The organism is Bradyrhizobium sp. AUGA SZCCT0182, assembly GCF_018130185.1.
In the GTDB taxonomy this organism is placed as follows: Bacteria; Pseudomonadota; Alphaproteobacteria; order Rhizobiales; family Xanthobacteraceae; genus Bradyrhizobium.
In genome coordinates, this window is record NZ_JAFCLY010000018.1 from 121819 (window position 1) to 146411 (window position 24593).

Consider the following 24593-nt stretch of genomic DNA (forward strand, 5'->3'; position numbering starts at 1 on the left):
ATGCCCGTCTTTATCTGGATTGTTGGATTCTGAACTGGCGATCCCGGCATGACTCGAACATGCGACCTACGGTTTAGGAAACCGTCGCTCTATCCGGCTGAGCTACGGGACCGCGAACCCACCGAATAGGCAGGCTTCGCGATTCCATACCAGAGCGGAAGCCTGATCGCCAGCCTGCGATTGCGCCGTGATCTGGAACGCGCAACCGCAGGATTTCTGGTGATTCTGCCACCTGGAGCCCCGTTCCGAGGGAGTCGAAACGGGGCTCCAGATTCTTGTTTTGACGCGTTTTCTTGACGCGAACCGGACGCCACTTCGCTGGAAAACGCTCTACACCGTCGAAATCCCGTCGATCGGGCTGACATCGCCGACGAACCGCAGCAAGTCGGCCATGGTGAAATCGCCCGGTGTCTTGGAGGGCAGCGTCGGTTTCCAGTTCTTGCCCTTGAGCCAGAGATACGACTGGTGGTCGCCATGCACGAGGCCGACGAAGACTTCCGAAATAATCGTGGCGCCCACCGGGCCGAGTTTTTCGCCGCCGCCGCGTTGCTCGGCCTCTTTGAGGATGTAGTACCAGAGCGGGGTGTGCTCGTGCAGGCCATGCTTCTTCGCCACCGCGCCGTCGGTGCCCTTGGCGATCTCGGCCGAAGTCAGCGGGTTTTTGATCCGCATCGCCTTGGCGACATCCTGTCCCGACGGCAATCCGAGCAGCACGCCGCGCTTCAAATTGCGGAACGGCAGGCTGCGGGTGGCGGCGGGGCCGCCGCCCGGGAGCGTATGCAATTGCGGCACCACGAACGGATCGAGCTTGCGCGAGGGATTGAGCCTGACGTCAGCCGGATTGGTGGCCAGCACTTCAAAGTAACGCCGCCAGTCGATGATCCAGTTGCTGGAAAGCAATGGAATCGGCAGCGGAGGCACGACAGGATTCGGCGCGAGATCGCCGACAATGCCGCCGGACAAACCGGTGAACTTGAACAGCAGGTCGAGCGAGGCCGGGATTAGTCCGCCGGGACCGGGCGTGAAGATGCGATTGTGGCTATAGACCTCGCGCACCATGCTGTGGCCGAGCCGGTACGCGGCCCCGGAAAACTCGACGGGCATGTAGGGCGTCTTCTTGAAGCGATAGAAGCGGCGGCCCTGTTCGAGGATTTTCGCAACGATCCCCTTTTCGGTGATGCGCTCGACGAAATCGTGCAGCACCATCCACTGATAGTGCCAGGTCACGATCTGGCGGGCCTGCACGAATATCTCGTCGGCGGGCGTGCCCGCCGCAGCCAGCTGATCGCACACCTTGTTGTGGAATTTCAGCATCGCCAGATGCGTCTGCGCGACCACGAGGTTTTCGTCGTTGCGATGATCGCCGATCAGCGCGAAGCCTTCGGGACTGCGCGGCAGATCATTGCGAGGGGTAATGGTTACATTGCCGGCCGGCACGCTGATGGTCTTGCCTATCAACAGTTTCGGACCAGGACCCTTGCCATCGGGATCGCCAGGATTGCGCGCGTAAAGATGCCGGCTGCCATCCGGACCGAGGCCATAGACGTTGTCCAGATCGAGCGCGGGCGTACGGAAATTCTCGACCGCGTTGGGATCGGCTTCCTTTTCACCGAACGACGTCAGATCCAGCGTGATGTCGTGGTCGACGAACTGCCCGAGATAGGTGAAGCCGGCCGGCACCTTGGTGTTGTTCCCGGCGGGATCGCCGGGGTTCGGGTCTTTCATCGCGTCGGCGAGTTCCTGCAGCGGCGTGTCATCGACCGCCAGCGGATCGAGGTTCGGAAACATCCGACCGAACATGCCGGGATCGTCGTGCCCGGAAAGCGTATCGAGAAATTGTCGGGTCGGATGACGGCCAGCTTTGCCATGGCCGGGCTGGACATTCACTTCTGTTGCCATCGCTTTCTCCAATCAGGAAATACTATGAGGAGAGGGGCGCCAGTTGAGTCGTCTTAGTTCCTTAAAATGCAATTCGAAATTTTCGGATTGCCCCTCCGGGTGAGTGACAACAGCTATAAACCTATAGATTGCGTCAGATTGTTGCGTGGTTCACACTTCGCGCTGACTTGGCTGCGTCAATAGCGCTCAGGCGAGATCGAACTCCTTGCGGATTTCGGCGTCGGTGTAGAAGCAGATGCCGCCGTCGAGATCGTGGACCAGCCACTCTCCCAGATAGACGATCTGCGCGCCGCTCCGCCGCTCATGCCGAAGCTCGAGCTGTCCGTCGTCGCTGCGGTGAAGCGAGCAGCTCGATTGTACCCAGCTCGGCCATTCGTAAAGCGGCTGCCCGGTGAACTGCCAGGCGATCAGGGCCGTATTGCTGGGACGGGGCTTCAACGTGAGTGTGCTGTTCACAACGATCTCCGAAACGGTGACTTTTCGCGTTCTGATAACGCGCGGAAGCCATAAAGGTTGGTCCGGTTCCCGGAAGTTCGCCACGAGTCGGCCGTTTTTCCTATGCGTCTTTGGGATAGGTCCGGGATCATACGGGCACGTTGCGGCAGGCGCCGCAGCCGACCTGCCGGGCGGCCGCCGGACTGCGTCCCGAAAAATCAGGAGGATGAGAACCGGTCCCTACGCCTTGATGTTGTTCTCGCGCACGACTTTGCCCCAAGCGCTGACCTGCTTGGCGAAGAACGTGCCGAAATCCTTGGCGTCGGCCAGCAGCAGCGACATCTGCTGCGTTTCGCGCAGCTGCGCCGCGACCGCGGGCTCGCTCAGAATTTCGCGGACCGGCTTTGCGAGGCCATCGATGACATCAGGCGGCGTACCCTTGGGCGCAAAAATGCCCCACCAGGCCAGCGTCTCGGAATCGGGGTAGCCGGCTTCGATTCCCGTCTGCGTGTCTGGCAGCGAGGCCATCCGCTCGCGCCCCAGCTGCAGGATGGGGCGAAGCGTATTGGTCCCCAGCTGCGCCATGATCAGCGCCGCCGATCCCGCGATCAGGTCGACGTGTCCGCCGAGCACGTCGTTCATGGCCGGTCCGCCGCCGCGATACGGCACATGCGTGATTTCCACGCCGGCCTGCTTCGCCAGCATCGTCATCGCGAGATGGCCGAGCGTGCCGATGCCGACGGATGCGTATTTGATCGAGCCGGGCTCCTTTTTCGACGCTGCAACGATATCGGCAAACGTCTTGAACGGCCGGCCGGCGTTCGCCGCGATCACATAGGGCGCGGTGCCGACGAGAAACACCGGCATCAGGTCCTGCTCGACGTCGACCTGCGGCTTTTCGAGGATGGCAGGGATCACCGCGTGAGAATCGAAGGTCACCAGAAACGACGAACCATCCGGCGGGCTTTTCGCGACCTGCGCCGCGCCGAGCGAACCGGCGGCGCCCGACTTGTTCTCCACCAGTACGATACGGCCGAGCTTGGTTTGCAAATGAGACTGCAGCAGCCGCGCCAGCGCGTCAGTGGAGCCTCCCGGCGGGAATGGCACCACCAGCGTCATGTTCTTCGCCGCTTGCCCCAAGGCCAGCGACGGCGCGAAAGTGAATGCGGCCGACGCCGCCAGCATCGACCGTCGCGTGATCTTCTTCATTTCTATCCCCCTGATTGTTGCTGCGTTTGTTTTTTGTTTCGCAGGTCTATTGATTACCGAAGCCCGATCCCGGCTTTTTGTATTCCGGCCGCGGCGGACTGAAGATATCGAGCACGCGGGCGCCCTCCGGTCCGGCGCGCATGGTGTGCGGCACGTTTCCCGGCGTGCGCCAGAAATCGCCCTTCTTCACCGTGATTTCCTCATCGCCCTGCACCCGCACGGCCGAACCTTCGAGCAGCACGCCCCATTGCTCCTCGGGGTGATGATGCAGGGTGCCTTGCGAATGCGGCGCCAGCGTCACCACCGACAGCATGGCCTGCTCGCCGGCGAAAATGCGCGTGGTGAGACCCGGCGCGAGATCGCGAAACAGGCCGTCATCCGGGTTGTCCAGATTGTGAAACTCGTCCCTCTGACTCATCGTCGCTTCCTCAACGTCAGTTGTCCCAATGTCCGTTGCGTCTCGATCATGATTTGCCGTAGGAGCCCTGATAGCGGCCTTCGCGGATCGCCACCAACGTTTCCTCTTCTCGCCTGGTCTGGGCGCGCACCGCCTCGAGCAACGAGGGTGCGATCGCGGCCGGAAAGGACACCACGCCGTCCTCGTCCCCCACCACGATATCGCCCGGCGATATCACCGAGCCGCCGATCGAGACCGGCACGTTGATTTCGCCGGGGCCGCTCTTGTAGGGGCCGCGGTGAATGACCGAGCGGGCAAAGCATGGAAAGTCGGACGCGGCAAACGCGGCGACGTCGCGGATCGCGCCGTCGATCACATAGCCGGCAGCGCCACGATACTCGGCAATGTTCTTCATGATCTCGCCGACCAGCGCCCTGCTCTCGTCGCCGCCGCCATCGACCACGATCACGTCGCCGGGTCCAACCAGCTCAAGCGCCTTGTGAATGGCCAGATTGTCGCCCGGCCGGGTGCGGACGGTAAAGGCAACGCCCACCAGCCTGCCGCTGCGATGGAACGGCCGCAGCCCCACGGCGCCCGACAGCCGGGCAAGGTTGTCGCTGATGATCGATGTCGACGCGCTCCTGAATGCCTCGATCAACTCAGACGCCGGCTTTGGCACGCTATCCATGGCAATGGTGACGCTCATGCAGTTGGTTTCCCCTGATGCTTCTTCTTGTTCGCGGACATCTTTGATAGCGCCAAACCCGGGCAATCAAATACCTTTTTGCACAGATTGATATGCCAAAATTCTATTCCATTGGGCTGTATTGGAATCGGGATCGCGTGAGCTCGCCGGGAAATCGGCAGCCGGTCGAACGGATTTTCATCAGATGTGAGCTCGCGCCCCTTCGTTGTGCACGGTGTTCGGCGAAACCGCACCGGACCCGCACAGGGAATAAATGGCAAAGTCCTGCCACAATGCGTCAACAGGCTGACTGCGGCGCAGCCGCCTCCGACCGGCTTCCGCCCAATTGGGTCCAAACCCCTTTCGCGTTGAATTTCCAGAATAAATTCCAATGAACCGCCGGTGGGTTCCATCATTCACAGGCAAGAAATCAGCGCTGGAGAATCGCCGGGTTCCGGGGGTGACAAGGCCTCTCAAAATGGCGACAATCGGTTTAATCCATGACCGCAAATCAACTTTGGAACTCACGTTGAGGAAACTTCGTCCGTGATTGCGTTACCATCATCGCTGCTCGCTATCGCAGCCGTCGCCGGCCTCGTCGTGCTGCGCCCGGTGCATGCGCATGCGCAGTGGTGGCGCGGCACGCCGGTCGACTTCGAATCTTGCGCTGACGCCGCCGAGAAGGCGAAGACCAAGGAAGACAAGACGTCAGCGCTTGCCGAATGCAACGCGAAGTTCGCCGGCCGCCGCAAGCCTGGCGGCGGCTACACCTATTACGACTTCATGCAGGACCGAACCTTCGACATCGCGGGGCCCAACCCGACGCCGGAAGAGCAGAAGAAGATCGACCAGCAATATACCGCCTATCTGGAAAGCCAGCGCCGCAGCAGCATCGCGGCGGCCTTCACGGCCAAACAACAGCAGCAGCAACCGGAACCGCAACGCGACGTGCAGCAGGTGGCGCTGCGAACCGAGGTCGAAAAAATCCCGGTGCCGGTGGCAAGCCCGGTCAAGCAGGCCGCGCGCATCAAGGCTTCCAACTGCGCAAAAAATTCCTTCTCCTGCGAATGGCCGCGGCTGTCGCAAAGCATCGACGATTTGAAGAAGCTGTTCAACCCGCCGCCGACCAAGCCGAAGCGAAGCTGATTTCTTCCGTCGTCCCGGCGAAGGCCGGGACCCATAACCACCAGCGGTCATCGTTTTGCACGCTGGTTGTTGTCTTCCCCTTCCCACAATCGTGGCCGCGGCGTATGGGTCCCGGCCTTCGCCGGGACGACAACGTCAATCCGTCTTCACCATCGCGCCGTAGATACCGTCAGCATCAACAGGATCAGTTCGCAGGCACGCGCTTGGTCCGGCGCGGAGGCTTTGTCACTGGCGCGACCGGTCTATGGAGCCGCGTCGAGGCGGCCCGCTGCTCCTGCAGCCGCGCCTCATAACCCGGCGACGGCGTCGCAACGGGCGGCACGGCATAAGCGGGAAGCACGGATACCCAGCCGAGAAAGGCGGCGATCGCCAGAGGTGCTGCGCGTGTCGGTTTCATGCCGCTTCTCCCAGTGAACGCTCCCAAGCAAAACTCGCGCAGCATCGGCGCCATTTCAAGGCAACCGCCCGCTTCAGCTGCGGATCTGGTCCGGTGTCAGCCCCGGCGAGCCCTGGCCGGCGGCCTCGGCTTTGCGGATCAGTTCGACGACCCGGCGCGACAGCGGCACATCCAGCCCGCGCCGCTCGGCGATCTCGGTGATGACGCCCTGAAAATAGTCGATCTCGGTGCGGCGGCCGCGTTGCAGATCCTCCCACATCGAGGAGCGCGCTTCGGGATCGATCTTCATCGTCCGCCCCAGCACGGCTTCGAAGATCATATCCGGCAAACGCAATAAATGCGGCATCCAGCCCGCCGGCAGCGGCGTCGGGGAAACCGGCCTGATGCCCTCTGCGCGCATCGCCGCCAATCCTTCCGTCACCTGGTCGGCAAACAATCGCCGCCAAGGCCGTTGCGCGAGTTGGCGGCGCAGCGGCAGATCGGCCAGCGCATTGAGTGCGTTGTTCAGATTGAGCAGCAGCTTGCCCCATTGCACGCCGTCGATGTTGCCGGTCGGACGCATGTTCAATCCGGGCACTGAAAGCTTTTCGGCGGTACCGGCGGCGTCCTGTTCGATCACGATGTCGCCCGACGTCGCGCGATGAAACCGCCCCTCGCCTGCCGTGATCACATTGAACGGCACCATGCCGCCGAGCACGCGCCGGCCGGGCAAGCGATTGCGCAGCACCGCAACATTGCCGACGCCGTTCTGCAGGCTGACGACAATGACATCTGATGGAGCGTGCCGTGCGATGATATCCGCCATGTCAGCGGTATCGGCGCTTTTGACTGACACCAGCACCACGCCGGCATCCCCAAGGATTGCGGGATTATCCGACAGCGTGAGCTTCCTGGCATCAAGCGTTTGATCGAAGCCTTCAAAGCTCGTCGGCCGCAGGCCTTTGGCCTCGATCTCGGCGATCACGCGCGGGCGTGCCAGCAAGGCGACACGGCGGCCGCCGGCCGCCAGCATGCCGCCGACGAAGCAGCCGATGCTGCCCGCGCCCGCCACGCCAATCGTTCGGCCTGCGTTCATCTTCAATTGCCTCTATTGCCGGCCGTTCGATAGCAGAACCGGCGCCCGGTGCCTATCGAAGGCGCAAACGCTTATCCGGGCGCGCCTTGTAACCGTCATGGGCCACCGTTATGTTTCGCCCGGGGGCTGACACGCTGCAGGAGACTACCATGGGTTTACTCGACATACTCAACGGCATGCAGAACGGCCCGCGCGGCCCCGGCAACCCGAACGCGCAATCGGACAGCAAGGAGGGCATGTCGCCGATGACCATGGCGATCCTGGCTCTGCTGGCCTGGAAAGCCATGAAACATTTCGGCGGCAGTCAGCCCGGTGCAGCGCCCTCGGCGCCTTCTGCCCCGCCGAAACTGCCCGGTAACGTGACTGCGGGCCTGCCCGGCGGTTTAGGTGGTGCTTTGGGCGGAGGCGGCCTCAGCGATCTGATGAAGGGCGGCCTCGGCGGCTTGCTCGCTGGCGGCGCCGCCGGCAGCATCCTCAGTGGCGGTCTCGGCGACCTGCTCAAGCAGTTTCAGGAGAAGGGCCAGGGCGACGCGGCGAGTTCATGGGTCAGCAACGGCCCCAACAAGGAGATCGCACCGGGCGATCTCGCCAGTGCGCTCGGCGCCGACCAGATCGAATCGCTGTCCTCGCAGACCGGTATGTCGCGCGATGATCTGCTGCAGGGTCTCAGCCAGTATCTGCCCGACGTGATCAATCACCTGACGCCGGACGGAAGGCTGCCGGACGAGAACGAAATCTCAGGCCGGCTTTGATACCGCGGCGCGCTCGCGCGCCGCATTCTCCCTCATAGAACATTGCAAAGGACCATCGCCATGGGTGGCATTATCTGGGTCATCGTCGTCGGCTTTGTCGCCGGAATTATCGCGCGCCTGCTTTCGCCCGGCCCCAACAATCCGAGCGGCTTCATCCTGACCACGGTGCTCGGCATCGCCGGCGCGTTTCTCGCAACCTTCATCGGCCAGGCGATGGGCTATTACAGTGCCAGTCAGGGCGCCGGCTTCGTCACCGCCACCATCGGCGCGCTGATCGTGCTGTTCATCTGGAACCGGCTGGTGGCCAGCCGCGTGATTTCGGATCCGGGTAATCGGTAACTATCCCGTCGTCCCGGCGAACGCCGGGACGACGAATAATTGCACGAGCCTCACAAAACCAAATGCATCCCCGCATCCATGCGCACGAACTCGCCGGTCATCTGTCCCGACGCCGGCGAGGCGAGGAAGCAGACGAGCTGCGCGATATCGTCAGCCGTTGAGGCCGTCTTCAGCGGCACCTTCGCAATCACCGAATCCCGCACCGCCTTGGCGCCAGCCTCGCCACGGCCCTTGGTGAACCAGGGCGTATCGATGTAGCCCGGGCATACCGTATTGACGCGGATCAACGGCGCCAATGCGCGCCCCAGCGATTGCGTCATGGTGTTGAGCGCGCCCTTGCTCGCGGCATAGGCGACCGACGAGCCGCCGCCGGAAATGCCGGCCACCGACGACACGTTGACCACGGCGGACGCCCGCCCGGAGGCCTTGGCGCCCGCTTCGAGCTGCGCACGCGCGGCGCGGATCATCTGGAACGGGCCGATGGTGTTGACGGCATAGATACGCTGGAAATCTTCCGCCGTCAGATCATCCATCTTGTCGTGCGGCACATGCTTGGTGGTGCCGGCATTATTGACGAGGACGTCAAGCCGTCCCCAGGATGCGGCAGCCGCGGCGATCTTCTTGCAATCCTCGTCGCGCGAGACGTCGCCCTGCACCACGATGACTTCGGCGCCCGCCGTGCGGCAGAGGTCAGCGGTCGCTTCGGCCTCGGCCTTGCTGTTGGAATAATTGACGACGATACGCGCACCGCCCTTGGCCAGAATGGCCGCGGTCGCAGCCCCAAGGCCGGATGCCGAACCCGTTATGATCGCGCACAAACCATCCTTCGACATCCGCATTTCCTCTTTTTGTTTTGAAGCTTTGTTCGAACCTATTTCCGCGTCTACCATATCGCGCGGCAAAGTCCCTGCAAATCGGGGAAATCCGTTGCGCGGAATTTATTCTTCGCCTGTCGCTCCGCATGCCGCCGCCGCAGGCAGCCCTGCGGGCAGCGCTTGTCAGGGCTATGGCTTTTCCGCATCATAAAGCGCAAGAAAAGACCGCACCCAAGCTTGGCGGAACAGCCGGGCCCAGTGCCAATAAGCTGTGCCAATCAAGATGAGGAACGCTGTGGCGGAGAGTGAGAACATCGTTGCCGAGACCGCGGAGAAGATCTTCGCCGATCTCGCCGACGCCCAAACCATCAATCGCGACAAGGACGGCGCGTGGAAGGCCCCGCTTTGGCAGGCGCTGAGCGAGTCCGGCCTGCCGCTGTCCTGGGTGCCGGAGGATTGCGGCGGTTCGGGCGCGAGTCTTGCCGAAGGCTTTTCCGTTCTCAGCGCCGCCGGACGTTTTGCGGTCGCGGTACCGCTGGCCGAAACCATGCTGGCGGGATGGCTGCTGGCGCAGGCGAAAATCTCCTCGCCCGACGGCGAAATGACGGTCGCGCCCGCAAGCCCGAAAGACCGCATCACGCTCAACGCCGATGGCAGCCTGTCGGGCAAGGCCCGCGGCGTGCCGTTTGCGAAGGCCGCCAAGCACATCGCGGTCGTCGCCGGCGATGCCAAGGGTCTCTCGATCGCGCTCGTTGAAGCCGCCAAGTGCCGGATCGATGCCGGCCTCGGCCTCGGCGGTGACCACAGCGACACCGTGACCTTCGACAAGGCGCAGCCGATCACGACCCGGCCGGCGCCGAAAGGTTTTGAGCAAACCCATCTGATGCTGATGGGCGGCGTCGCCCGCTCCCTGCAGATCGCGGGCGCGCTGGAATCGATGCTGGAAATTTCCGTGCGCTATTCCAACGAGCGCGTCGCCTTCGAGAAGAAGATTTCGAAATTCCAGGCGGTGCAGCACAATTTGGCGCGGCTCGCGGGCGAGTCGGCAGCGGCGCTTGCCGCAGCGACCTCGGCCGCGGATGCCATCGCCAACGCCGCTTCATTCAACGACGAAGTGTTCCTCGAAGCGGTATCGGCGAAAATCCGTTGCTCGGAAGCGGCTGAGAAGGGCGGCGGCATCGCCCATCAGGTGCATGGCGCGATCGGCTTCACCATCGAGCACATCCTGCATCGTTACTCGCTGCGCGCACTGGGATGGCGCGACGATTTCGGCTCCGAAAGCTACTGGGCGGTCGAACTCGGCAAGCTCGTTGCCGTCAGAGGCGCCGATGAATTGTGGCCGCTGGTGGCCTCGCGCTGATTTTCATAACCGCTTGCCTGCATAGAGACGCACCATGACCGCAGCCCTCCGTTTCGATCCGATCCGCCTGCCGCCCGAATGCGAACAGCTTCGCAAGGAAGTGCGCGCCTTCCTCGCCGAGGAAATCGCCGCCGGCACCTTCGATCCGCACCAGCCCAACCGCGAAGACACCGACGCGCCGGAATTCTCCCGCCGGGTCGGCGCCAAGGGCTGGCTCGGCATGACCTGGCCGAAGAAATATGGCGGCCATGAGCGCTCGTTCCTCGAGCGTTATGTGGTCACCGAAGAGATGCGCGTCGCCAACGCGCCGACGCGGCGCTTCTTCGTCGCCGATCGCCAGAGCGGCCCGGTGCTGCTGAAATACGCGCCCGAGAACATCAAGATGGATATCCTGCCGCGCATCTGCCGCGGCGAGGTCTGCTTTGCGATCGGCATGAGCGAGCCGAACTCCGGCTCCGATTTGTTCGCGGCCAAGACCCGCGCCACCAAGACCGACGGCGGCTACCTGATCAACGGCACCAAGATCTGGACCTCGTCGGCCCATATCGCCGACTACATGATCGCGATCTTCCGGACGTCACCGCCCACGAAAGAGAACCGCCGCCACGGCCTGACCCAGTTCCTGGTCAAGATGAAGCAGCCGGGCATCGAGGTGAACCCGATCCAGCAGATCACCGGCCAGTACGAATTCAACGAAGTCGTCTTCACCGACTTCTTCGTGCCCGAAGATCACGTGCTCGGCGAAGTCGACGGCGCCTGGAAGCAGGCGACCTCGGAGCTCGCCTATGAACGCTCGGGCCCCGAACGTTTTCTCGAGACCTATTACGTGCTGACCGAACTGGTCCGCGCCGTCGGCAAGAACCCGGACACCCGCAGCGCCGAGGGCATCGGCCGCCTGGTCGCGCAGTTGCACACGATGCGGCGCATGTCGGTGTCGGTGGCGGGCATGCTGCAGGCCGGCAAGGAGCCGGTGGTGGAAGCTTCCATCGTCAAGGATATCGGCACGGTGTGGGAGCAGGCGCTGCCGCACCGGGTGCGCGACCTTGCGGCGTTCGTCGAGGAAACCGCAACCAACCGCGAGACGCTGGAAAACCAGCTTTCATTTGCGATCAAGACCGCGCCAAAACTGACGATCCAGGGTGGCACCACCGAAGTGCTGCGCGGCATCATCGCCCGTGGGCTCGGTTTGCGCTAGCGCGCGGCCCGGCTTGCGCTCATTCAACGAGGAAACAAAATGACAAAATACACGGATATCGGCGTCGAGAAGCACGGCCATGTCGGCCTGATCGAAATCCAGCGGCCGCCGCTGAACTTCTTCGACATTTCGCTGATCAACCAGATCGCGGATGCGCTCGAGGAATTCGACCAGGATATCGAAATCCGCGCGTCGGTTCTCGCGGCCCAGGGCAAGGCGTTCTGCGCCGGCGCCAATTTCAGCGATCCAAAGCGGCAGGAGCAGGAAGCCGCCGAGGCGGCAGCAGCCAAGAAGGGCGATCCCGCCGACAGCCTCGGTTCGATCAACAGTCTTTATCTGCACGCGGTGCGCATCTTCCGCGCCAAGAAGCCGATCGTGGCAGCCGTGCAGGGCGCGGCCATCGGCGGCGGCCTCGGTCTTGCGGTATCGGCTGATTTCCGCGTCACCTGCCCGGAGGCGCGCTTTGCCGCCAACTTCACCAAACTCGGTTTTCATCCGGGCTTCGGGCTGACGACGACGCTTCCCGAACTGGTCGGCAAGAACAACGCCGAACTGATCTTCTACACCAGCCGCCGCGTTACCGGCGAGGAGGCCACCAAAATGGGCCTCGCCAATATTTGCGTGCCGCAGGATCAGGTGCGCGCCGAGGCCATGAAGCTCGCAGCTGAAATCGCCGAATGCTCACCGCTCGGCCTGCTCTCGACCCGCGCCACCATGCGCGCTGGCCTCGCCGACCGCGTGCTGGCCGCGACCAACCACGAACTCGCCGAACAGTCCCGCCTGCGCGCCACCGAAGACTTCAAGGAAGGCGTCAAGGCGACGGCTGAACGAAGGGTCGCGAACTTCAAGGGGCGGTGAGGTCTTGTAGGCGCGCGCTGCTCTCTCAACACGTCGTCCCGGCCTTGAGCTCAGATGCGCAATTGCGCATCGGGGGACCTATACGCCGTGTCCTCTCGGTGTGGGCACCGGCGTTAGATATCCTTCCAAGACAATCAAGGCCGCGGAGTATGGGTTTCGGCGTTCGCCGGGACGACCCGTTGTTAGTTCCTGCGCACCACCAGCGCATCCACGATCGTCACGCCCTGCCCCTCCGGGTGCACCAGCACCGGATTGATCTCGATCTCCGAAATTTTCTCGGCATATTGCGCGGCCAGCACCGACAGCTCTGAAATCAATCGCGACAGCGCGGCGACATCGGCCTTCGCCGCGCCACGAAACCCGTTCAGCAGCGGCGCGGCTTTCAGAGCTCCCAGCATCACCGTCGCCTCTTCCGCACTCACCGGCGCCGGCCGGTAGATCACGTCGCGAAACAATTCCGTGGTGATGCCGCCGAGGCCGACCATGATGACCGGCCCGAACACCTTGTCCGTCAGCGTGCCGACGATGATCTCGACGCCCTTTTTGGCCATCGGGCCGACCAGCACGCCCTGGATCGCGGCGTCCGGCCGGTGTTTTCGCGCGTTGTCGAGCAGCATGCCATAGGCCGTAAACGCTTCGCCCTTGGTCGCGATGTTGACGCGGACGCCGCCGACCTCGCTCTTGTGCGGGATGTCGCGCGACTGGATTTTCATGACCAGCGGAAAGCCCGCGCGTGCGATCGCGGCATCCAGCTCGCCTCGATCAGTCACCAGCATCTCGTCCGGCAGCGCGATGCCAGCGCCACGCAGCAACGACTTGCTGTCGAACTCCGACAGCGCCAGCGATTTCAGATATGCGGAGAGATCGCGCGCGGGCAAGGCCGCCACATCCGCCGCTGGTGCCAGTCTGAAATTCGCAACTTCAACCAGCCGCCGCATCGCGACGCCGACATGCGTGAGGCCCGAAAACACCACGACGCCGGATTTCGCAAGCTCCGTCCGCGCGAACGTCGACGGCAGCGTGTAGGAATAAAACACGATCGGCTTGTTCTGCGCCGCTATCACCGGCTTCAGCTCGGCCTCCTTGAACGCCATCCGCACCTCGCTCGACAGCGACAGCACCACCAGGATGGCGTCGACCTCGTCGGAGGCGGCGAGCAGATCGATGCTCTTTTGCAATCCGCCGCTGCTGGCGCCTTGCGCGGTGACGTCGATCGGATTGCCCGCGGCGCCATAGGACGGCATCCACTTCCTGATTTCGCTTTGGATCGAAGGCGACAGCTCCGGAACCTTCAGCCCCTGCATCGAGACGGTATCGGCGCCCCAGATCCCGCCGCCACCGGACACGGTCAGCACCGCGACGCGGTCGCCCTTCGGCAGCGGATTCGTCGCCAGCACGGATGCGATCGTCACCGCCTCATCGAGATCGTTGGAGACGATAAAGCCATATTTGGCGAACACCGCGTCATAGGCGGCCGACCATCCGGCCATGCTGGCGGTGTGCGAGGCCGCGGCGCGCTCGCCCGCGCCGGAACGGCCGACTTTTGTGACGATCACAGGCTTTCGCATTTCTGCAGCGCGGCGCGCGGCGGCGAGAAATTTGTCGACGTCGCGGATGCCCTCGATGAACAGCAGGATCACGTCGGTGGAAGGGTCCTGCACCATGTAATCCAAAAATTCGCCGGCGCCGAGATCGCTTTCATTGCCGGCGCTGACGCAATAGCTGATCGCAACGCCAAGCGCCTTGACGCGATGCTTGATGGCAAAGCCGATGCCGCCGGATTGCGCGACAATGGCGACCCGCCTTGTGGTCGCGACCAGCGGCACATGACCCGGCTTGACGTCGACCGTCGGGCTGAAGGTGGCCGCGACCTTCTGCACTTCGCTCAGGAAACCCTCGGCATTGGGGCCTGAAATCCGCATGCCGGTGCGCTTCGCAATCGCGACAATCTTCTCCTGCATGACAGCGCTGTCGCCGCCTTCCTCCGCAAAGCCCGAGGAGATGATGACGGCATTCTTCACCCCGACCGCGGCACATTCCTCCAGCGCGCCCACCACGGCGCGGGCGGGAATGATGATGATGGCGAGATCGACCGGCGCGCCGACCTCGGCGATGGTCTTGTAGCATTTCAGCCCGTCGATATCGGGGTAGTTCGGGTTGATCGGATAGATCCTGCCCGGATATTCGTTCTTGCGCAGCATCGATAGCAGCCGCCCCGGAATCTTCTCATGATCGCGCGAGGCGCCGATCAGCGCGATGCTGCCGGGCGCGAAGAAGCTGTCGAGCGGATGCGGCATGATTCAACTCCGTCATGGCCGGGCTTGACCCGGCCATCCACGTCTTCCTGATGCGCTGGACCTTAAAGACGTGGATGCCCGGGACAAGCCCGGGCATGACGACTGGGAGAAAGCGCGTCAATCACGCGGTAAGGCTAAACCTCACCCCGCACAGATCAAACCCGTCCCCGGTCACCTTGCAGCCCTTCGCCTTGGCCGCATCCCGCACCTTGGCGATATCGGCGACCCTGAACGTCAAGCCGCTCATCAGATCGGCTGGCCCCTTGACGAAGTGGAAGCTGGCATTGGGCAGTTTCAGCTCCGGCTCGCCCTTCGCGCTCCTGCTGACGGCGACGCCGATGATCTTGCCCCAATGCGCGGCCAGCACCTCCGGTTCCGGGCTTTCCATCTCGACCCCGAGCAAGGCCAGCGTCACATCCTTAGCGATCGACTTTTGCCAGTCGGGACCGGCCGGCGGATAGGTTCCCAGAATGTCGTCGCTGCCTTCGGTGTGGTTGAACTCGATGAAGGCGGCGCGGCAATCGCGCGGGTGCAGTTGCACGCCGTGGTACGGCGCGTGCGTGATCACGTTTGCGGTGCGCACGCCCATCTCGTTCGCGCGCTTGCCATAGGCATCGGGATCATCGCAGCAGAAGATCGCCATATAGCCGCCGCGGCCGCCATTCTTGTCGATGAAACGCCCCGCCGCGGTGCCCGGCTGGAACGGCGCCACCACTTCCAGCAGGATCGTATCGACCGGCAGCAGCGCGTTCTCGAGGCCGTATTTGGCGACATTGCCGTCGCGGAAGCACTCGTTCAGGCCCATGATGGCGGCAATGTCCGAAATCACGGGCTCCAGATGCGGCGCCACCAGGCAGATCTGCCGCAGCCTCATATAGCCGGCCATATCGCGACCCTCTCAGTGATTCTGGAATACGGGCTTGCGCTTCTCGACGAACGCCTTTGCCGCTTCCTTGTGATCGAGGGTCTCGCCCGAACGCGAATGGTGGATCGCCTCGGCGTCAAAACATTCTTCCAGCGACATCGTCTCGGCGTTGTTGATGTTGCGCTTGATGTAGCCGAGCGTGATCGACGGGCCCTGCGCCAGCGACAGCGCCAGATCATGCGCGACCGCCTCGACTTCCGCGTCGGGCACCACCTTGGTCACCATGCCGAGATTGTAGGCCTCCTGCGCGCTGAGCACCGGCGAGGTCAGGTACAATTCGCGCGCCTTGGCGCTCCCAAGCATTTGGGTGAGAAAATACGTGCCGCCGTAGTCACCGGACAGTCCGACTTTTGCAAACGCCGTCGTGATCTTGCAAGACGCGCTGGCAACACGGAGATCGCAGGCAAGCGCGATCGAGAGCCCGGCGCCGGCGGCGGCGCCATCGACCTGCGCCACCACGGGCTTTTGCATCTGGTGCAGGATGCGTGAGACTTCCATGCCGCGGCGGAGATTGACCATCTTGGCTTCGAACGACAGCGGCGCCCGGCCCTCCGCCATCGATTTGACGTCGCCGCCGACGCAGAACGTGCCGCCGGCGCCCTTCAGCAGCACCGCGCGCACCTCGTGATCCTCGGCCGCGCGCCGCGCCGCCTCGACGAGACCACGCGTCATGTCGGGATTGAGCGCATTGCGCCGGTCGGGACGGTTCATGATGATGGTGAGCAAGCCCTGGTCGAGCTGCTGGAGGACCATTTCGTTCTGGCTCATGTGCGGGTTCTTTCGTGGTTATTGGTTGGCTCTCTCGACGTCATTGCGAGCGTAGCGAAGCAATCCATGTCTCGGCATAACGGATAGATGGATTGCTTCGTCGCTTACGCTCCCTTGCACAAACGCTTCGCGTTTGTTGCAGGCAATGAGGGGGCTACTTTTTGACAAGCGGGCAGCGCGACAATTCCAGCGACTGGAACGCCTCATTGCCGGGAATGGTCGCCAGCAGCTTGTAGTCGTCCCAGCGGCCTTTCGATTCCGACGGCTTCTTGACCTCGAACAGATACATGTCGTGCACCATGCGGCCGTCTTCACGGATCTTGCCGTTCTTGGCGAACATGTCGTTGATCGGCGTCTCCTTCATGACTTTCATGACGGCCGCCGAATCGGTGGTACCTGCGGCCTTCACCGCCTTGAGGTAATGCGTGACGGAGGAGTAGACGCCGGCCTGCGCCGACGTCGGCACGCGCTTGATGCGGTCCATGAAACGTTTTGAGAACGCGCGGGTATCGTCGTTGAGATCCCAGTAAAAGGCTTCGGCAAGCAGCAGGCCCTGTGCGGTCTCGAGCCCGATGCTGTCGATATCGGTGACAAAGGCGAGCAGCGGCGCGACCTTCTGGCCGCTCTTCATCAATCCGAACTCGGATGCCTGCTTGATGGCGTTGATGGTGTCGCCGCCGGCATTGGCGAGGCCAATCACCTTGGCCTTGGAAGACTGCGCCTGCAGCAGGAACGAGGAGAAGTCGGACGTGTTGAGCGGATGGCGCACGCTGCCAACGACCTTGCCGCCGGACTTCGTCACGACATTGGCGGTGTCCTTTTCCAGATCATGTCCGAAGGCGTAGTCAGCCGTCAGGAAATACCAGCTGTCGAGGCCCTGCTTGACGGAGGCCAAACCGGTCACGTTGGCTTGGCCGAACGTATCGAACACGTAGTGGACGGTCAGGGGACCGCAGGCTTCGTTGGTGAGCCGGATCGAGCCGGGGCCGTTGAAGATCACGATCTTGTTGCGCGTCTTGGCGATCTCGCCGGCGGCCAGCGCGGTTGCGGACGCCGCGACGTCGAACAGCATTTCGACACCCTGATTGTCGAACATGTCACGGGCGATGTTGGCGGAAAGGTCGGCCTTGTTCTGGTGGTCGGCCGCGATGATCTCGATCTTGCGGCCGAGCACCTCGCCGCCGAAATCCTCCACCGCCAGCTTCGCCGCATATTCGCTGCCGGGCCCGGTGATGTCGGCGTACAGGCTCGACATGTCGAGGATGCCGCCAAGCTTGAGCGGCGGCTTGGCTTGCGCCAGCGCAGCCGTGCTCGACATCGCCAGAACAGCGGCGAAAATGCCCGTGACAACCCGCTTCATGAAGGCCTCCCTTTTCTTGGCTGCCGCATTACCTGCGGCTTTGAAATTTACTCGGCGCGATCATGCCGCATGGCACCCATAGCGGCAAGGCGCGTGCGAAGCGTGTCTCGCATGCGTTTTTCCGTTAAGCGGAATGGAGATGATGGGAGAGCTCGTCATGGCCGGGCTTGTCCCGGCCATCCACGTCTTCTTTCGCGTTCAACTAAAGCAAAGACGTGGATGCCCGGCACAAGGCCGGGCATGACGACGCTCGGTACCAACGCGCGATTTCATGGATCTCTTTTTGAGAGAGACTCTGAGGGGCCTACAAAGCAAGTCTCGAAGGATAAAGGCCAGGAGCGACCACTGGGGCCTCCATGGTTCGAGACGGCGCATGGGCGCCTCCTCACCATGAGGATTGATGATGCGGTATGATGCTATCACAAGGAGCCGACACCAACGGTATGAGACGCGTGGACCAAAACCATCACAGTTCGCACATCGCAGCCATGCTGACATGTGGCTTTGTCGTCATGACCTCCTCTCCCGCCAACGCCGCCGGCTGCATCTTCGAACCGCAAGGCGAAGGCCGCGTCGCCGCCGTGATCGACGCGCGCAGCTTTCGCCTCGATGACGGCCGCGAAATCCGCCTCGCCGGCATCGTGCCGTCAGTCACGGACAAGGCGAACGGCGCGGCAGCCCTGGCATCGATCGTCACCGGGCGCGACGTGACGCTGCGCGGCGACGACGACGCGCCGGACCGTTATGGCCGCCAGTCCGCCTTCGTATTCCTGCCGGGTTCCGAGACGCCGGTACAAAGCGAGCTGCTGCGCCGTGGCGAGGCGCTGGTTTCGACCGAAATGGCCGACAAGGACTGCGCCGCGGAACTGGCGGCCGCCGAGGCCGACGCGCGGCGGGCCAAAAGGGGAACCTGGGCCGACCCGGCGGCCATAAAAAACGCGGAAAGTCCCGGCGATATTTTGGCCGGGATTGGGCGCTTTTCGGTGGTCGAGGGCAAGGTTTTGTCCGTGCGGCAGGCAGGGGCAACGACCTATCTGAATTTTGGCCGGAACTGGACACGGGACTTTGCTGTGACTATTTCAAGGCGCATGATGCCGGCGTTCGAGGCGGCCGGGCTGTCGCCTAAGTCCTTCGAAAATCGACGGATTCGTGTCCGCGGCTATGTCGAGGCGCGGGGTGGGCCGCGGATCGACTTGCTGCGGGTGGGGCAAATTGAAGTGCTGGGTGGGAACTGAAGCGTTTTCGAGCGAAGTGGGTACCGGTTCGCGTGAAGAAAACGCGTCAAAGAAGGAATTGGGCACGGGCTGCACGAGCTGATTGCATCCAATCGGACCGTGCCCTCGTTTCAGAAGAGAACAGTGGACTGACGTGACGAAGCGTTCAGGACGGCGCGAGGGAAGTATAGGCCGCCGCCTTTTGGCTGCGTCGGCCGTGCTGTGCGCTGCTTTGACGCTGTCGGGCTGCGGCAGCGTCGGCGGCCGGTTCGAGACAGCAGCGCCGACGGCCACGTCGCCTGCCAAACCGAACCGCACCGTGGCGCAGACACCGGCGAGCGAGCGCGAGCATGAGCGCATCCTCTCCTCCTATGGCGGCGCCTATGACGATCCGAAGCTGGAAGCGCTGATCAGCAAAACCGTCGATCGGCTGGTCGCGGCCTCCGACCGTCCCGACCAGGCCTATCGGGTGACGATCCTGAACTCCGGCGCGGTCAACGCGTTCGCACTGCCGACCGGCCAGCTCTATGTGACGCGCGGCCTGATCGCGCTCGCCAGCGACACCTCGGAATTGTCCTCGGTGCTGAGCCACGAAATGGCGCATGTGCTGGCCAAGCACGCCTCGATCCGCGACGACAAGGCCAGGCAGGCCGCTGTCGTCACCCGCGTCGTCACCGACATGAGCAACGATCCGGATCTGACCGCGCTGGCGCTTGCGAAAACAAAACTGACGATGGCGAGCTTCTCCCGCGCCCAGGAGTTCGAGGCCGACGGCATCGGCGTCGGCATTTCGGCGCGCGCGCATTTCGATCCCTATGGCGCCTCACGCTTCCTGAGCGCGATGGAGCGCAACGCCGCGCTGAAGGCCGGCAAGACCTCGCTCGATCCCCGCGCGCAGGACTTTTTATCGTCGCACCCGGCAACCCCGGAGCGCGTGCAGAATGCGCAGAACTCGGCCCGGCAATTCTCGTCGCCGGAAGGCGGCGAGCGCGACCGCGAGACTTATCTCGCCGCGATCGACAACATCGTCTATGGCGAAGACCCCAGCGAAGGTTTTGTGCGCGGGCGGCGCTTCCTGCATCCCAAGCTCGGCTTCACGTTTGCCGCCCCCGATACCTTCACGCTCGACAACACCGCGCAGGCCGTGATCGGCGTCCGCGAGGGCGGCTCGCAGGCGATGCGCTTCGACGTGGTGCGGGTGCCGGCCGAGCAGACGCTCGGCGATTACCTCAATTCCGGCTGGATGGAAGGCGTCGAGAAGGCCTCGACCGAGGACCTCACCATCAACGGCTTCCCGGCGGCGTCGGCCTCGGCGAGTGGCGACCAGTGGCAGTTCAAGGTCTACGCGCTGCGCTTCGGCAGCGACGTCTACCGCTTCATTTTTGCCGCCAAGCAGAAGACCACCGAAAGCGAGCGCAACGCGCGCGAGACCGTCAACTCGTTCCGCCGCCTGACGCTCGAGGAGATTCAGGCGGCACGTCCGTTGCGCATAAAAGTCATCACCGTGCAACCTGGCGACACCGTGGAATCGCTCTCGCACCGCATGGCCGGCGTCGACCGCCCGGCCCAGCGCTTCCGCATCCTCAACGGCCTCGACGCCAACGCCCAGGTCAAAACCCGCGACCGCGTCAAGATCGTGGTGGATTGACGCGCGAAAAGCGCGTCATCCCTGATGCGCAATTGCGCATCTGGGAGCGCGCTTTAGCGCGAATCCGGGATCTCGTGCGACGAGTCTGGCCTCCTCTCAAGCGTCGTCCCGGACAAGCGAAGCGCGATCTCAGATGCGCAATTGCGCATCAGGGGACCCATAGCCACAAATGTGCGTTGTTGCACGACGCTGTAGCCACGATCCGACCATGCGCATTGGTGGCTATGGGTCCCGGCCTTCGCCGGGACGACGCATCAATGTATGGCAAGCGCTGCGGTCTACGCGCTCACCCGAGGACAATTGCGCCTCAGTGCCTGCTCGGCTCAAGCACCACGACCACACCCGTCATTTCCGGTTCATGCGGCCTCAGACTGGTGAGCGTCGCATCGCTCCAGTCGGCGAGACTGACGACTTCGCCGCTCTGAGCCTCCGTCTCCGGCGCCCCGGTAGGTTCGAGAACCTTGAGGCCGCGGGTATCCAGAAAGAACGTGTGGTTCCCGAACAGATTGTTCAGCTGCGGGACCGCCGGATGATCGTCGGGAAGAACCTCGGCCTGGAACTGGCTCAGGGTTTGTTTAACCTGTGTCGAGCTCAACTTCATGATCTGCTCCATCTAGTGCGCGATTTTGTTGGTGCGCGATTCTGCCCTGTCTGGGTGTGTTCCCCTCCTGTCTGTTCCCGCGTGCATCGGACAAGCCCAAGGCAAGGGCAAGGCAAATCCAATTCGTTCCCGGGCGTGCGATCGTGGATCGGGGTGCAGCCAAAGCTCTGAATGTTGCCGGCCACATGCCTCGAATGAATCCGCGCTGAAAACGTTCCGGCTTCTCACGGTAAATTTCAGGACACGTTCGCTCCTGATCGCGAGCCTGCCGAAATACGGTGCAAGCGGCTCAAGCAGCGACAAGCCGCTCGATTTCGGCAACCGGATGCGATGTCAGTTCCTTTGGAATTTCCGCAATCACGCGCGCGATGACCTCCGCGTGGAGGGCCTTGCGAAGATTGCCCAGCACTTTCGGCGGGGCGATAATGACAAGCTTCTCGAAAAGATTGGCGTGGGCATGGCGATAGAGCGCGTCGGCAAGCTCGCCGGCAAATCGCTCCTCGGCAATGTGGTGCCAGTCTGTTTCTTCCATGGCGCTGCGCGCCACACCAACACTTGCGTTGGAGCGCCCCGGACGATCGGTACCCTGCTCGCGGGTCGGCGGATTGTCGCGCTCGATAATGCGTTCGACGACAAGGTGGACTTGATGCGCGGTGCCTTTGTTGCGCAGGAAGAGCGCCTTTTGACCGTCGCCGACCAGGATAAGCGCGTTGTGGGGAACTTGCGGTGTGAGTTCCGTGGCCATTCTTGCTCCAATCAGTTGCGTTGATTGACAACGCCAGAGCGAACATAGGGTTTCCGCAAAGAAATGCCGGCGTCGGCATCGACATCGCGTCAAATGCGCACGCAATAGGCCTGCACCGCAGACTGCGTAAGATCTTCGTCGTCCCGGACAAGCGAGCGTAACGAGTGCGATCTCAGATGCGCAATTGCGCATCGGCGGACCCATAGCCACCGATGGTTATTATCCCGCGAAGCTGGAGCCACGGCGAATTCTAACAACACGCATTCGTGGTTATGGGTCCCCGCCTTCGCGGGGACGACGTGGGGTTAGATATCGCCCCAAAACAAAAAGCCCGGTCTCTCGACCGGGCTTTTCGCAATTCAATCTGTGTAGCGTAGCTTACGCCGCCTCGTCCGCAACGGCAGCATCGTCACCGTCGGCGTCGGCCTCATCACCTTCACCGTCAGCTTCGCTACCGGCTTCGGTCTTGGCGCCGCGGCGCGGGCTCTTGGCGAGCTGGCTCTCGATTTCCTTGACCGCTTCGGTCTCCGTCGAATGCTGGACGACGGCGATTTCGCGCGACAGGCGATCGAGCGCCGCTTCATAGAGCTGGCGTTCGCTGTAGGACTGTTCGGGCTGCGATTCCGAGCGATAGAGGTCGCGCACCACTTCGGCGATCGCAACGATGTCGCCCGAATTGATCTTTGCTTCGTATTCCTGCGCCCGGCGCGACCACATCGTGCGTTTTACGCGCGCGCGGCCTTTGAGCGTCTCAAGGGCCTTCTTGACCAGCGCCGGATCGGACAGCTTGCGCATGCCGACATTGGCGACCTTGGCGGTCGGCACCCGCAGCGTCATCTTGTCCTTCATGAAATTGATCACGAACAGCTCAAGCTTGGCGCCTGCGATCTCCTGCTCCTCGATCGCCAGGATCTGGCCGACACCGTGAGCGGGATAGACCACGAATTCATTGGCCTTGAAGCCCTGACGCTGGGTCACGACCTTCTTCGGCTCCTCCACGCGCGGGGCGGCAGCCTTCGGGGCCACCACGGCGGCCTTCGGAGCCACAACAGCGGCCTTGGGCGCAGCAACGGCAGCCTTGGGAGCAGCAGCGGCAGCTTTGGGGGCAGTCTTGGCGGCGACCTTCGAGGCAGTGGCCTTCGAAGCCGTCGCTTTCGCGGCGGTTTTTGCAGTCTTATCTGGCATTGAGCTTCTTTTGTTTTTCGAGGACTTTGTGGCTGCAGCCTTCTTGGCTTCCTTTACAGACGCCTTGGCACGGCCTTTGGTTGCGCTGCGGCTGGCCGCGGCGGCTTTTTTCGAAGTCTTTGAAACACTCTTTTTACGCGTTTTCTGTGACACAGCCTGCGCGCGGAACTGCCACGCCCCTGTTCGATGTTTTTTACGGGACCACCGGGGAGGCCAAAGTTACGCAAGGCCGGATCCGGCTTGTAATGTGCCCAATATAGCACATTTTCCGCAAAAATCAATGATTTACGCCCTGTTTCGGACCTTCTCAGGGACCTTTCGGTCATAAGTCCGTCAACAAGGTTAAATCGGCAGGCTGTGTATGGGTCTGGCGGCTCCGAATTAGGTTCAAATTAGGTCCGGAGCGGTCTCAACTGGTCTGGAAGGGGTGATCCGAATCAGTCCCCGCTACCGGGTTCCTTGGAAAAATATTTCTCGAACTTGCCTTCCACACCCTCGAATTCTTTCGCGTCGGGCGGCTGGTCCTTCTTCTGGGTGATGTTGGGCCAGGCCTTGGCGTATTCGGTGTTGACCTCGAGCCACTTCTCCAGGCCCGGCTCGGTGTCCGGCTTGATGGCGTCGGCGGGACATTCGGGTTCGCAGACGCCGCAGTCGATGCACTCGTCGGGATGGATGACCAGCATGTTCTCGCCCTCGTAGAAGCAGTCCACGGGGCAGACCTCTACGCAGTCGGTATATTTGCATTTGATGCAGGCATCAGTGACGACGTAAGTCATCCAGGGCTCCGAAACGGTCAACTTTTTCCGGGGTTTGCGTAGCGCATGAACTGCGCAGCCGCAAGGGAAGAGCAAGGCAACAACAAGCAGGGCGCAGCGCCGGAGAGCTTGGGTTTTCAAGCGCCCGACGGGCTCGTTTGCAGATAGTCATTCCCTGCGGTTCTGCAAATCCTCGTACAGCACGCGCGCGGCCGCGGCATCGCCCCGCCGCTCGGAGAAGCCGGCTACTTTCAGCACCCGCACCGAATTGTCGAGCCCGATGGTGACGACGTCGCCGAGCTTCACGGCATGTCCCGGAGCTTTCTCGCGCACGCCGTTGATGCGGACGTGGCCGGCTTCGACCAATGCGGCAGCACTTGTGCGGGCCTTCACCACCCGCGCATGCCACAGCCATTTATCGAGACGCTGTCGATCCAATCAACCTGCTCGAACGTAGCGCTTTCAAGCGAAGCCTGTCCCGCACTTGATGCGGGATGGGTACCGGTTCGCGTAAAGAAAACGCGTCAAAAAAT

25 protein-coding genes and 1 tRNA gene are annotated in these 24593 nt (G+C 62.6%); 8 read left to right on the top strand and 18 right to left on the bottom strand.

Annotation, left to right across the window (positions count from 1 at the left end):
• Positions 1–35: 35 nt before the first annotated feature.
• From JQ611_RS20220 to JQ611_RS20245, 6 genes are all read right to left on the bottom strand, one after another.
• Positions 36–112 (bottom strand) — tRNA-Arg (locus JQ611_RS20220).
• 218 nt (positions 113–330) lie between these two features.
• Positions 331–1899: a heme peroxidase family protein gene (locus JQ611_RS20225; RefSeq protein WP_212466390.1), complete on the bottom strand. Its 1569-nt coding sequence runs from the start codon at positions 1897–1899 to the stop codon at positions 331–333.
• 186 nt (positions 1900–2085) lie between these two features.
• Positions 2086–2355, bottom strand: a complete 270-nt coding sequence (locus JQ611_RS20230; protein WP_212386531.1) for a hypothetical protein — start codon at positions 2353–2355, stop codon at positions 2086–2088.
• A 219-nt stretch (positions 2356–2574) separates the two neighbouring features.
• The gene (locus tag JQ611_RS20235; RefSeq protein ID WP_212466391.1) at positions 2575–3543 is read right to left on the bottom strand and encodes a tripartite tricarboxylate transporter substrate-binding protein; all 969 of its coding nucleotides are present in this window, start codon (positions 3541–3543) and stop codon (positions 2575–2577) included.
• Between the two features lie 46 nt (positions 3544–3589).
• On the bottom strand, positions 3590–3961 hold the full coding sequence (locus tag JQ611_RS20240) for a cupin domain-containing protein (protein ID WP_212037010.1): 372 nt from the start codon (positions 3959–3961) through the stop codon (positions 3590–3592).
• A 46-nt stretch (positions 3962–4007) separates the two neighbouring features.
• On the bottom strand, positions 4008–4646 hold the full coding sequence (locus JQ611_RS20245) for an RraA family protein (RefSeq protein ID WP_212265700.1): 639 nt from the start codon (positions 4644–4646) through the stop codon (positions 4008–4010).
• Between the two features lie 528 nt (positions 4647–5174).
• Between JQ611_RS20245 and JQ611_RS20250 the strand changes: the two genes are divergently transcribed.
• Positions 5175–5771, top strand: a complete 597-nt coding sequence (locus JQ611_RS20250; protein WP_409411284.1) for a hypothetical protein — start codon at positions 5175–5177, stop codon at positions 5769–5771.
• A 184-nt stretch (positions 5772–5955) separates the two neighbouring features.
• Here JQ611_RS20250 and JQ611_RS20255 read toward each other — a convergent pair whose 3' ends face one another.
• Positions 5956–6168: a hypothetical protein gene (locus tag JQ611_RS20255; RefSeq protein ID WP_212265825.1), complete on the bottom strand. Its 213-nt coding sequence runs from the start codon at positions 6166–6168 to the stop codon at positions 5956–5958.
• Positions 6169–6241: 73 nt separating this feature from the next.
• A complete protein-coding gene (locus JQ611_RS20260) occupies positions 6242–7243 on the bottom strand; it encodes a 2-dehydropantoate 2-reductase (RefSeq protein WP_212265698.1) in 1002 nt (333 codons plus the stop codon).
• Between the two features lie 149 nt (positions 7244–7392).
• Here JQ611_RS20260 and JQ611_RS20265 point away from each other — a divergent pair, with 149 nt between their 5' ends.
• Together JQ611_RS20265 and JQ611_RS20270 are read left to right on the top strand one after the other, a co-directional pair.
• Positions 7393–7995 (top strand): YidB family protein, encoded by a 603-nt coding sequence (locus JQ611_RS20265; RefSeq protein ID WP_212265697.1) that lies wholly within the window; start codon positions 7393–7395, stop codon positions 7993–7995.
• A gap of 60 nt (positions 7996–8055) precedes the next feature.
• Positions 8056–8334 (top strand): GlsB/YeaQ/YmgE family stress response membrane protein, encoded by a 279-nt coding sequence (locus JQ611_RS20270; RefSeq protein WP_192736510.1) that lies wholly within the window; start codon positions 8056–8058, stop codon positions 8332–8334.
• Between the two features lie 50 nt (positions 8335–8384).
• On the opposite strand, the gene JQ611_RS20275 is transcribed toward JQ611_RS20270, so the two are convergent.
• Positions 8385–9167 (bottom strand): SDR family NAD(P)-dependent oxidoreductase, encoded by a 783-nt coding sequence (locus JQ611_RS20275; protein ID WP_212265696.1) that lies wholly within the window; start codon positions 9165–9167, stop codon positions 8385–8387.
• Positions 9168–9444: 277 nt separating this feature from the next.
• On the opposite strand from JQ611_RS20275, the gene JQ611_RS20280 reads away from it, so the two are divergent.
• The 3 genes from JQ611_RS20280 to JQ611_RS20290 are packed head-to-tail and all read left to right on the top strand — an operon-like array spanning position 9445 to position 12562.
• Entirely contained in the window at positions 9445–10509 is a 1065-nt protein-coding gene (locus JQ611_RS20280) for an acyl-CoA dehydrogenase family protein (RefSeq protein ID WP_212466393.1), read from the top strand.
• Positions 10510–10543: 34 nt separating this feature from the next.
• On the top strand, positions 10544–11704 hold the full coding sequence (locus JQ611_RS20285) for an acyl-CoA dehydrogenase family protein (RefSeq protein ID WP_192736508.1): 1161 nt from the start codon (positions 10544–10546) through the stop codon (positions 11702–11704).
• 39 nt (positions 11705–11743) lie between these two features.
• Positions 11744–12562 carry an enoyl-CoA hydratase/isomerase family protein gene (locus tag JQ611_RS20290; RefSeq protein WP_212466394.1) on the top strand — a complete coding sequence of 273 codons (819 nt, stop codon included), beginning with the start codon at positions 11744–11746 and terminating at the stop codon, positions 12560–12562.
• Positions 12563–12744: 182 nt separating this feature from the next.
• Here the strand turns inward: JQ611_RS20290 and JQ611_RS20295 are convergent, their stop codons facing one another.
• From JQ611_RS20295 to JQ611_RS20310, 4 genes are all read right to left on the bottom strand, one after another.
• A complete protein-coding gene (locus JQ611_RS20295; RefSeq protein WP_212466395.1) occupies positions 12745–14859 on the bottom strand; it encodes an acetate--CoA ligase family protein in 2115 nt (704 codons plus the stop codon).
• A 121-nt stretch (positions 14860–14980) separates the two neighbouring features.
• Positions 14981–15745, bottom strand: a complete 765-nt coding sequence (locus tag JQ611_RS20300; RefSeq protein WP_212466396.1) for a hypothetical protein — start codon at positions 15743–15745, stop codon at positions 14981–14983.
• A gap of 12 nt (positions 15746–15757) precedes the next feature.
• Positions 15758–16552 carry an enoyl-CoA hydratase gene (locus JQ611_RS20305; RefSeq protein WP_212265691.1) on the bottom strand — a complete coding sequence of 265 codons (795 nt, stop codon included), beginning with the start codon at positions 16550–16552 and terminating at the stop codon, positions 15758–15760.
• A gap of 154 nt (positions 16553–16706) precedes the next feature.
• Positions 16707–17912: an ABC transporter substrate-binding protein gene (locus JQ611_RS20310; protein WP_212265690.1), complete on the bottom strand. Its 1206-nt coding sequence runs from the start codon at positions 17910–17912 to the stop codon at positions 16707–16709.
• Between the two features lie 488 nt (positions 17913–18400).
• Here JQ611_RS20310 and JQ611_RS20315 point away from each other — a divergent pair, with 488 nt between their 5' ends.
• Positions 18401–19147 (top strand): thermonuclease family protein, encoded by a 747-nt coding sequence (locus tag JQ611_RS20315; protein ID WP_249133317.1) that lies wholly within the window; start codon positions 18401–18403, stop codon positions 19145–19147.
• Positions 19148–19280: 133 nt separating this feature from the next.
• Positions 19281–20774, top strand: a complete 1494-nt coding sequence (locus JQ611_RS20320; protein ID WP_212466398.1) for a M48 family metalloprotease — start codon at positions 19281–19283, stop codon at positions 20772–20774.
• Between the two features lie 307 nt (positions 20775–21081).
• Here JQ611_RS20320 and JQ611_RS20325 read toward each other — a convergent pair whose 3' ends face one another.
• The 5 genes from JQ611_RS20325 to JQ611_RS20345 all read right to left on the bottom strand — a co-directional run bounded on the left by JQ611_RS20325 (position 21082) and on the right by JQ611_RS20345 (position 24498).
• A complete protein-coding gene (locus JQ611_RS20325) occupies positions 21082–21375 on the bottom strand; it encodes a hypothetical protein (protein ID WP_212265687.1) in 294 nt (97 codons plus the stop codon).
• Positions 21376–21664: 289 nt separating this feature from the next.
• Positions 21665–22225, bottom strand: coding sequence for a host attachment family protein (locus JQ611_RS20330; RefSeq protein ID WP_312012048.1), 561 nt, complete (start codon positions 22223–22225; stop codon positions 21665–21667).
• A gap of 273 nt (positions 22226–22498) precedes the next feature.
• Complete coding sequence (locus tag JQ611_RS20335) at positions 22499–23305, bottom strand: CarD family transcriptional regulator (RefSeq protein ID WP_212386520.1); 807 nt, start codon at positions 23303–23305, stop codon at positions 22499–22501.
• A gap of 437 nt (positions 23306–23742) precedes the next feature.
• Positions 23743–24081: a ferredoxin FdxA gene (gene fdxA, locus JQ611_RS20340; RefSeq protein WP_192736497.1), complete on the bottom strand. Its 339-nt coding sequence runs from the start codon at positions 24079–24081 to the stop codon at positions 23743–23745.
• A gap of 147 nt (positions 24082–24228) precedes the next feature.
• Positions 24229–24498, bottom strand: coding sequence for an RNA-binding S4 domain-containing protein (locus JQ611_RS20345; RefSeq protein ID WP_212265684.1), 270 nt, complete (start codon positions 24496–24498; stop codon positions 24229–24231).
• Positions 24499–24593 lie beyond the last annotated feature (95 nt).

Coding starts and splice junctions, on each gene's coding strand:
- JQ611_RS20225 (WP_212466390.1), bottom strand. CDS start 1,899: ATGGCAACAGAAGTGAATGTCCAGCCCGGCCATGGCAAAGCTGGCCGT.
- JQ611_RS20235 (WP_212466391.1), bottom strand. CDS start 3,543: ATGAAGAAGATCACGCGACGGTCGATGCTGGCGGCGTCGGCCGCATTC.
- JQ611_RS20240 (WP_212037010.1), bottom strand. CDS start 3,961: ATGAGTCAGAGGGACGAGTTTCACAATCTGGACAACCCGGATGACGGC.
- JQ611_RS20245 (WP_212265700.1), bottom strand. CDS start 4,646: ATGAGCGTCACCATTGCCATGGATAGCGTGCCAAAGCCGGCGTCTGAG.
- JQ611_RS20255 (WP_212265825.1), bottom strand. CDS start 6,168: ATGAAACCGACACGCGCAGCACCTCTGGCGATCGCCGCCTTTCTCGGC.
- JQ611_RS20260 (WP_212265698.1), bottom strand. CDS start 7,243: ATGAACGCAGGCCGAACGATTGGCGTGGCGGGCGCGGGCAGCATCGGC.
- JQ611_RS20265 (WP_212265697.1), top strand. CDS start 7,393: ATGGGTTTACTCGACATACTCAACGGCATGCAGAACGGCCCGCGCGGC.
- JQ611_RS20270 (WP_192736510.1), top strand. CDS start 8,056: ATGGGTGGCATTATCTGGGTCATCGTCGTCGGCTTTGTCGCCGGAATT.
- JQ611_RS20275 (WP_212265696.1), bottom strand. CDS start 9,167: ATGTCGAAGGATGGTTTGTGCGCGATCATAACGGGTTCGGCATCCGGC.
- JQ611_RS20285 (WP_192736508.1), top strand. CDS start 10,544: ATGACCGCAGCCCTCCGTTTCGATCCGATCCGCCTGCCGCCCGAATGC.
- JQ611_RS20290 (WP_212466394.1), top strand. CDS start 11,744: ATGACAAAATACACGGATATCGGCGTCGAGAAGCACGGCCATGTCGGC.
- JQ611_RS20295 (WP_212466395.1), bottom strand. CDS start 14,859: ATGCCGCATCCGCTCGACAGCTTCTTCGCGCCCGGCAGCATCGCGCTG.
- JQ611_RS20300 (WP_212466396.1), bottom strand. CDS start 15,745: ATGGCCGGCTATATGAGGCTGCGGCAGATCTGCCTGGTGGCGCCGCAT.
- JQ611_RS20305 (WP_212265691.1), bottom strand. CDS start 16,552: ATGAGCCAGAACGAAATGGTCCTCCAGCAGCTCGACCAGGGCTTGCTC.
- JQ611_RS20310 (WP_212265690.1), bottom strand. CDS start 17,912: ATGAAGCGGGTTGTCACGGGCATTTTCGCCGCTGTTCTGGCGATGTCG.
- JQ611_RS20315 (WP_249133317.1), top strand. CDS start 18,401: ATGCTGACATGTGGCTTTGTCGTCATGACCTCCTCTCCCGCCAACGCC.
- JQ611_RS20325 (WP_212265687.1), bottom strand. CDS start 21,375: ATGAAGTTGAGCTCGACACAGGTTAAACAAACCCTGAGCCAGTTCCAG.
- JQ611_RS20335 (WP_212386520.1), bottom strand. CDS start 23,305: ATGCCAGATAAGACTGCAAAAACCGCCGCGAAAGCGACGGCTTCGAAG.
- fdxA (WP_192736497.1), bottom strand. CDS start 24,081: ATGACTTACGTCGTCACTGATGCCTGCATCAAATGCAAATATACCGAC.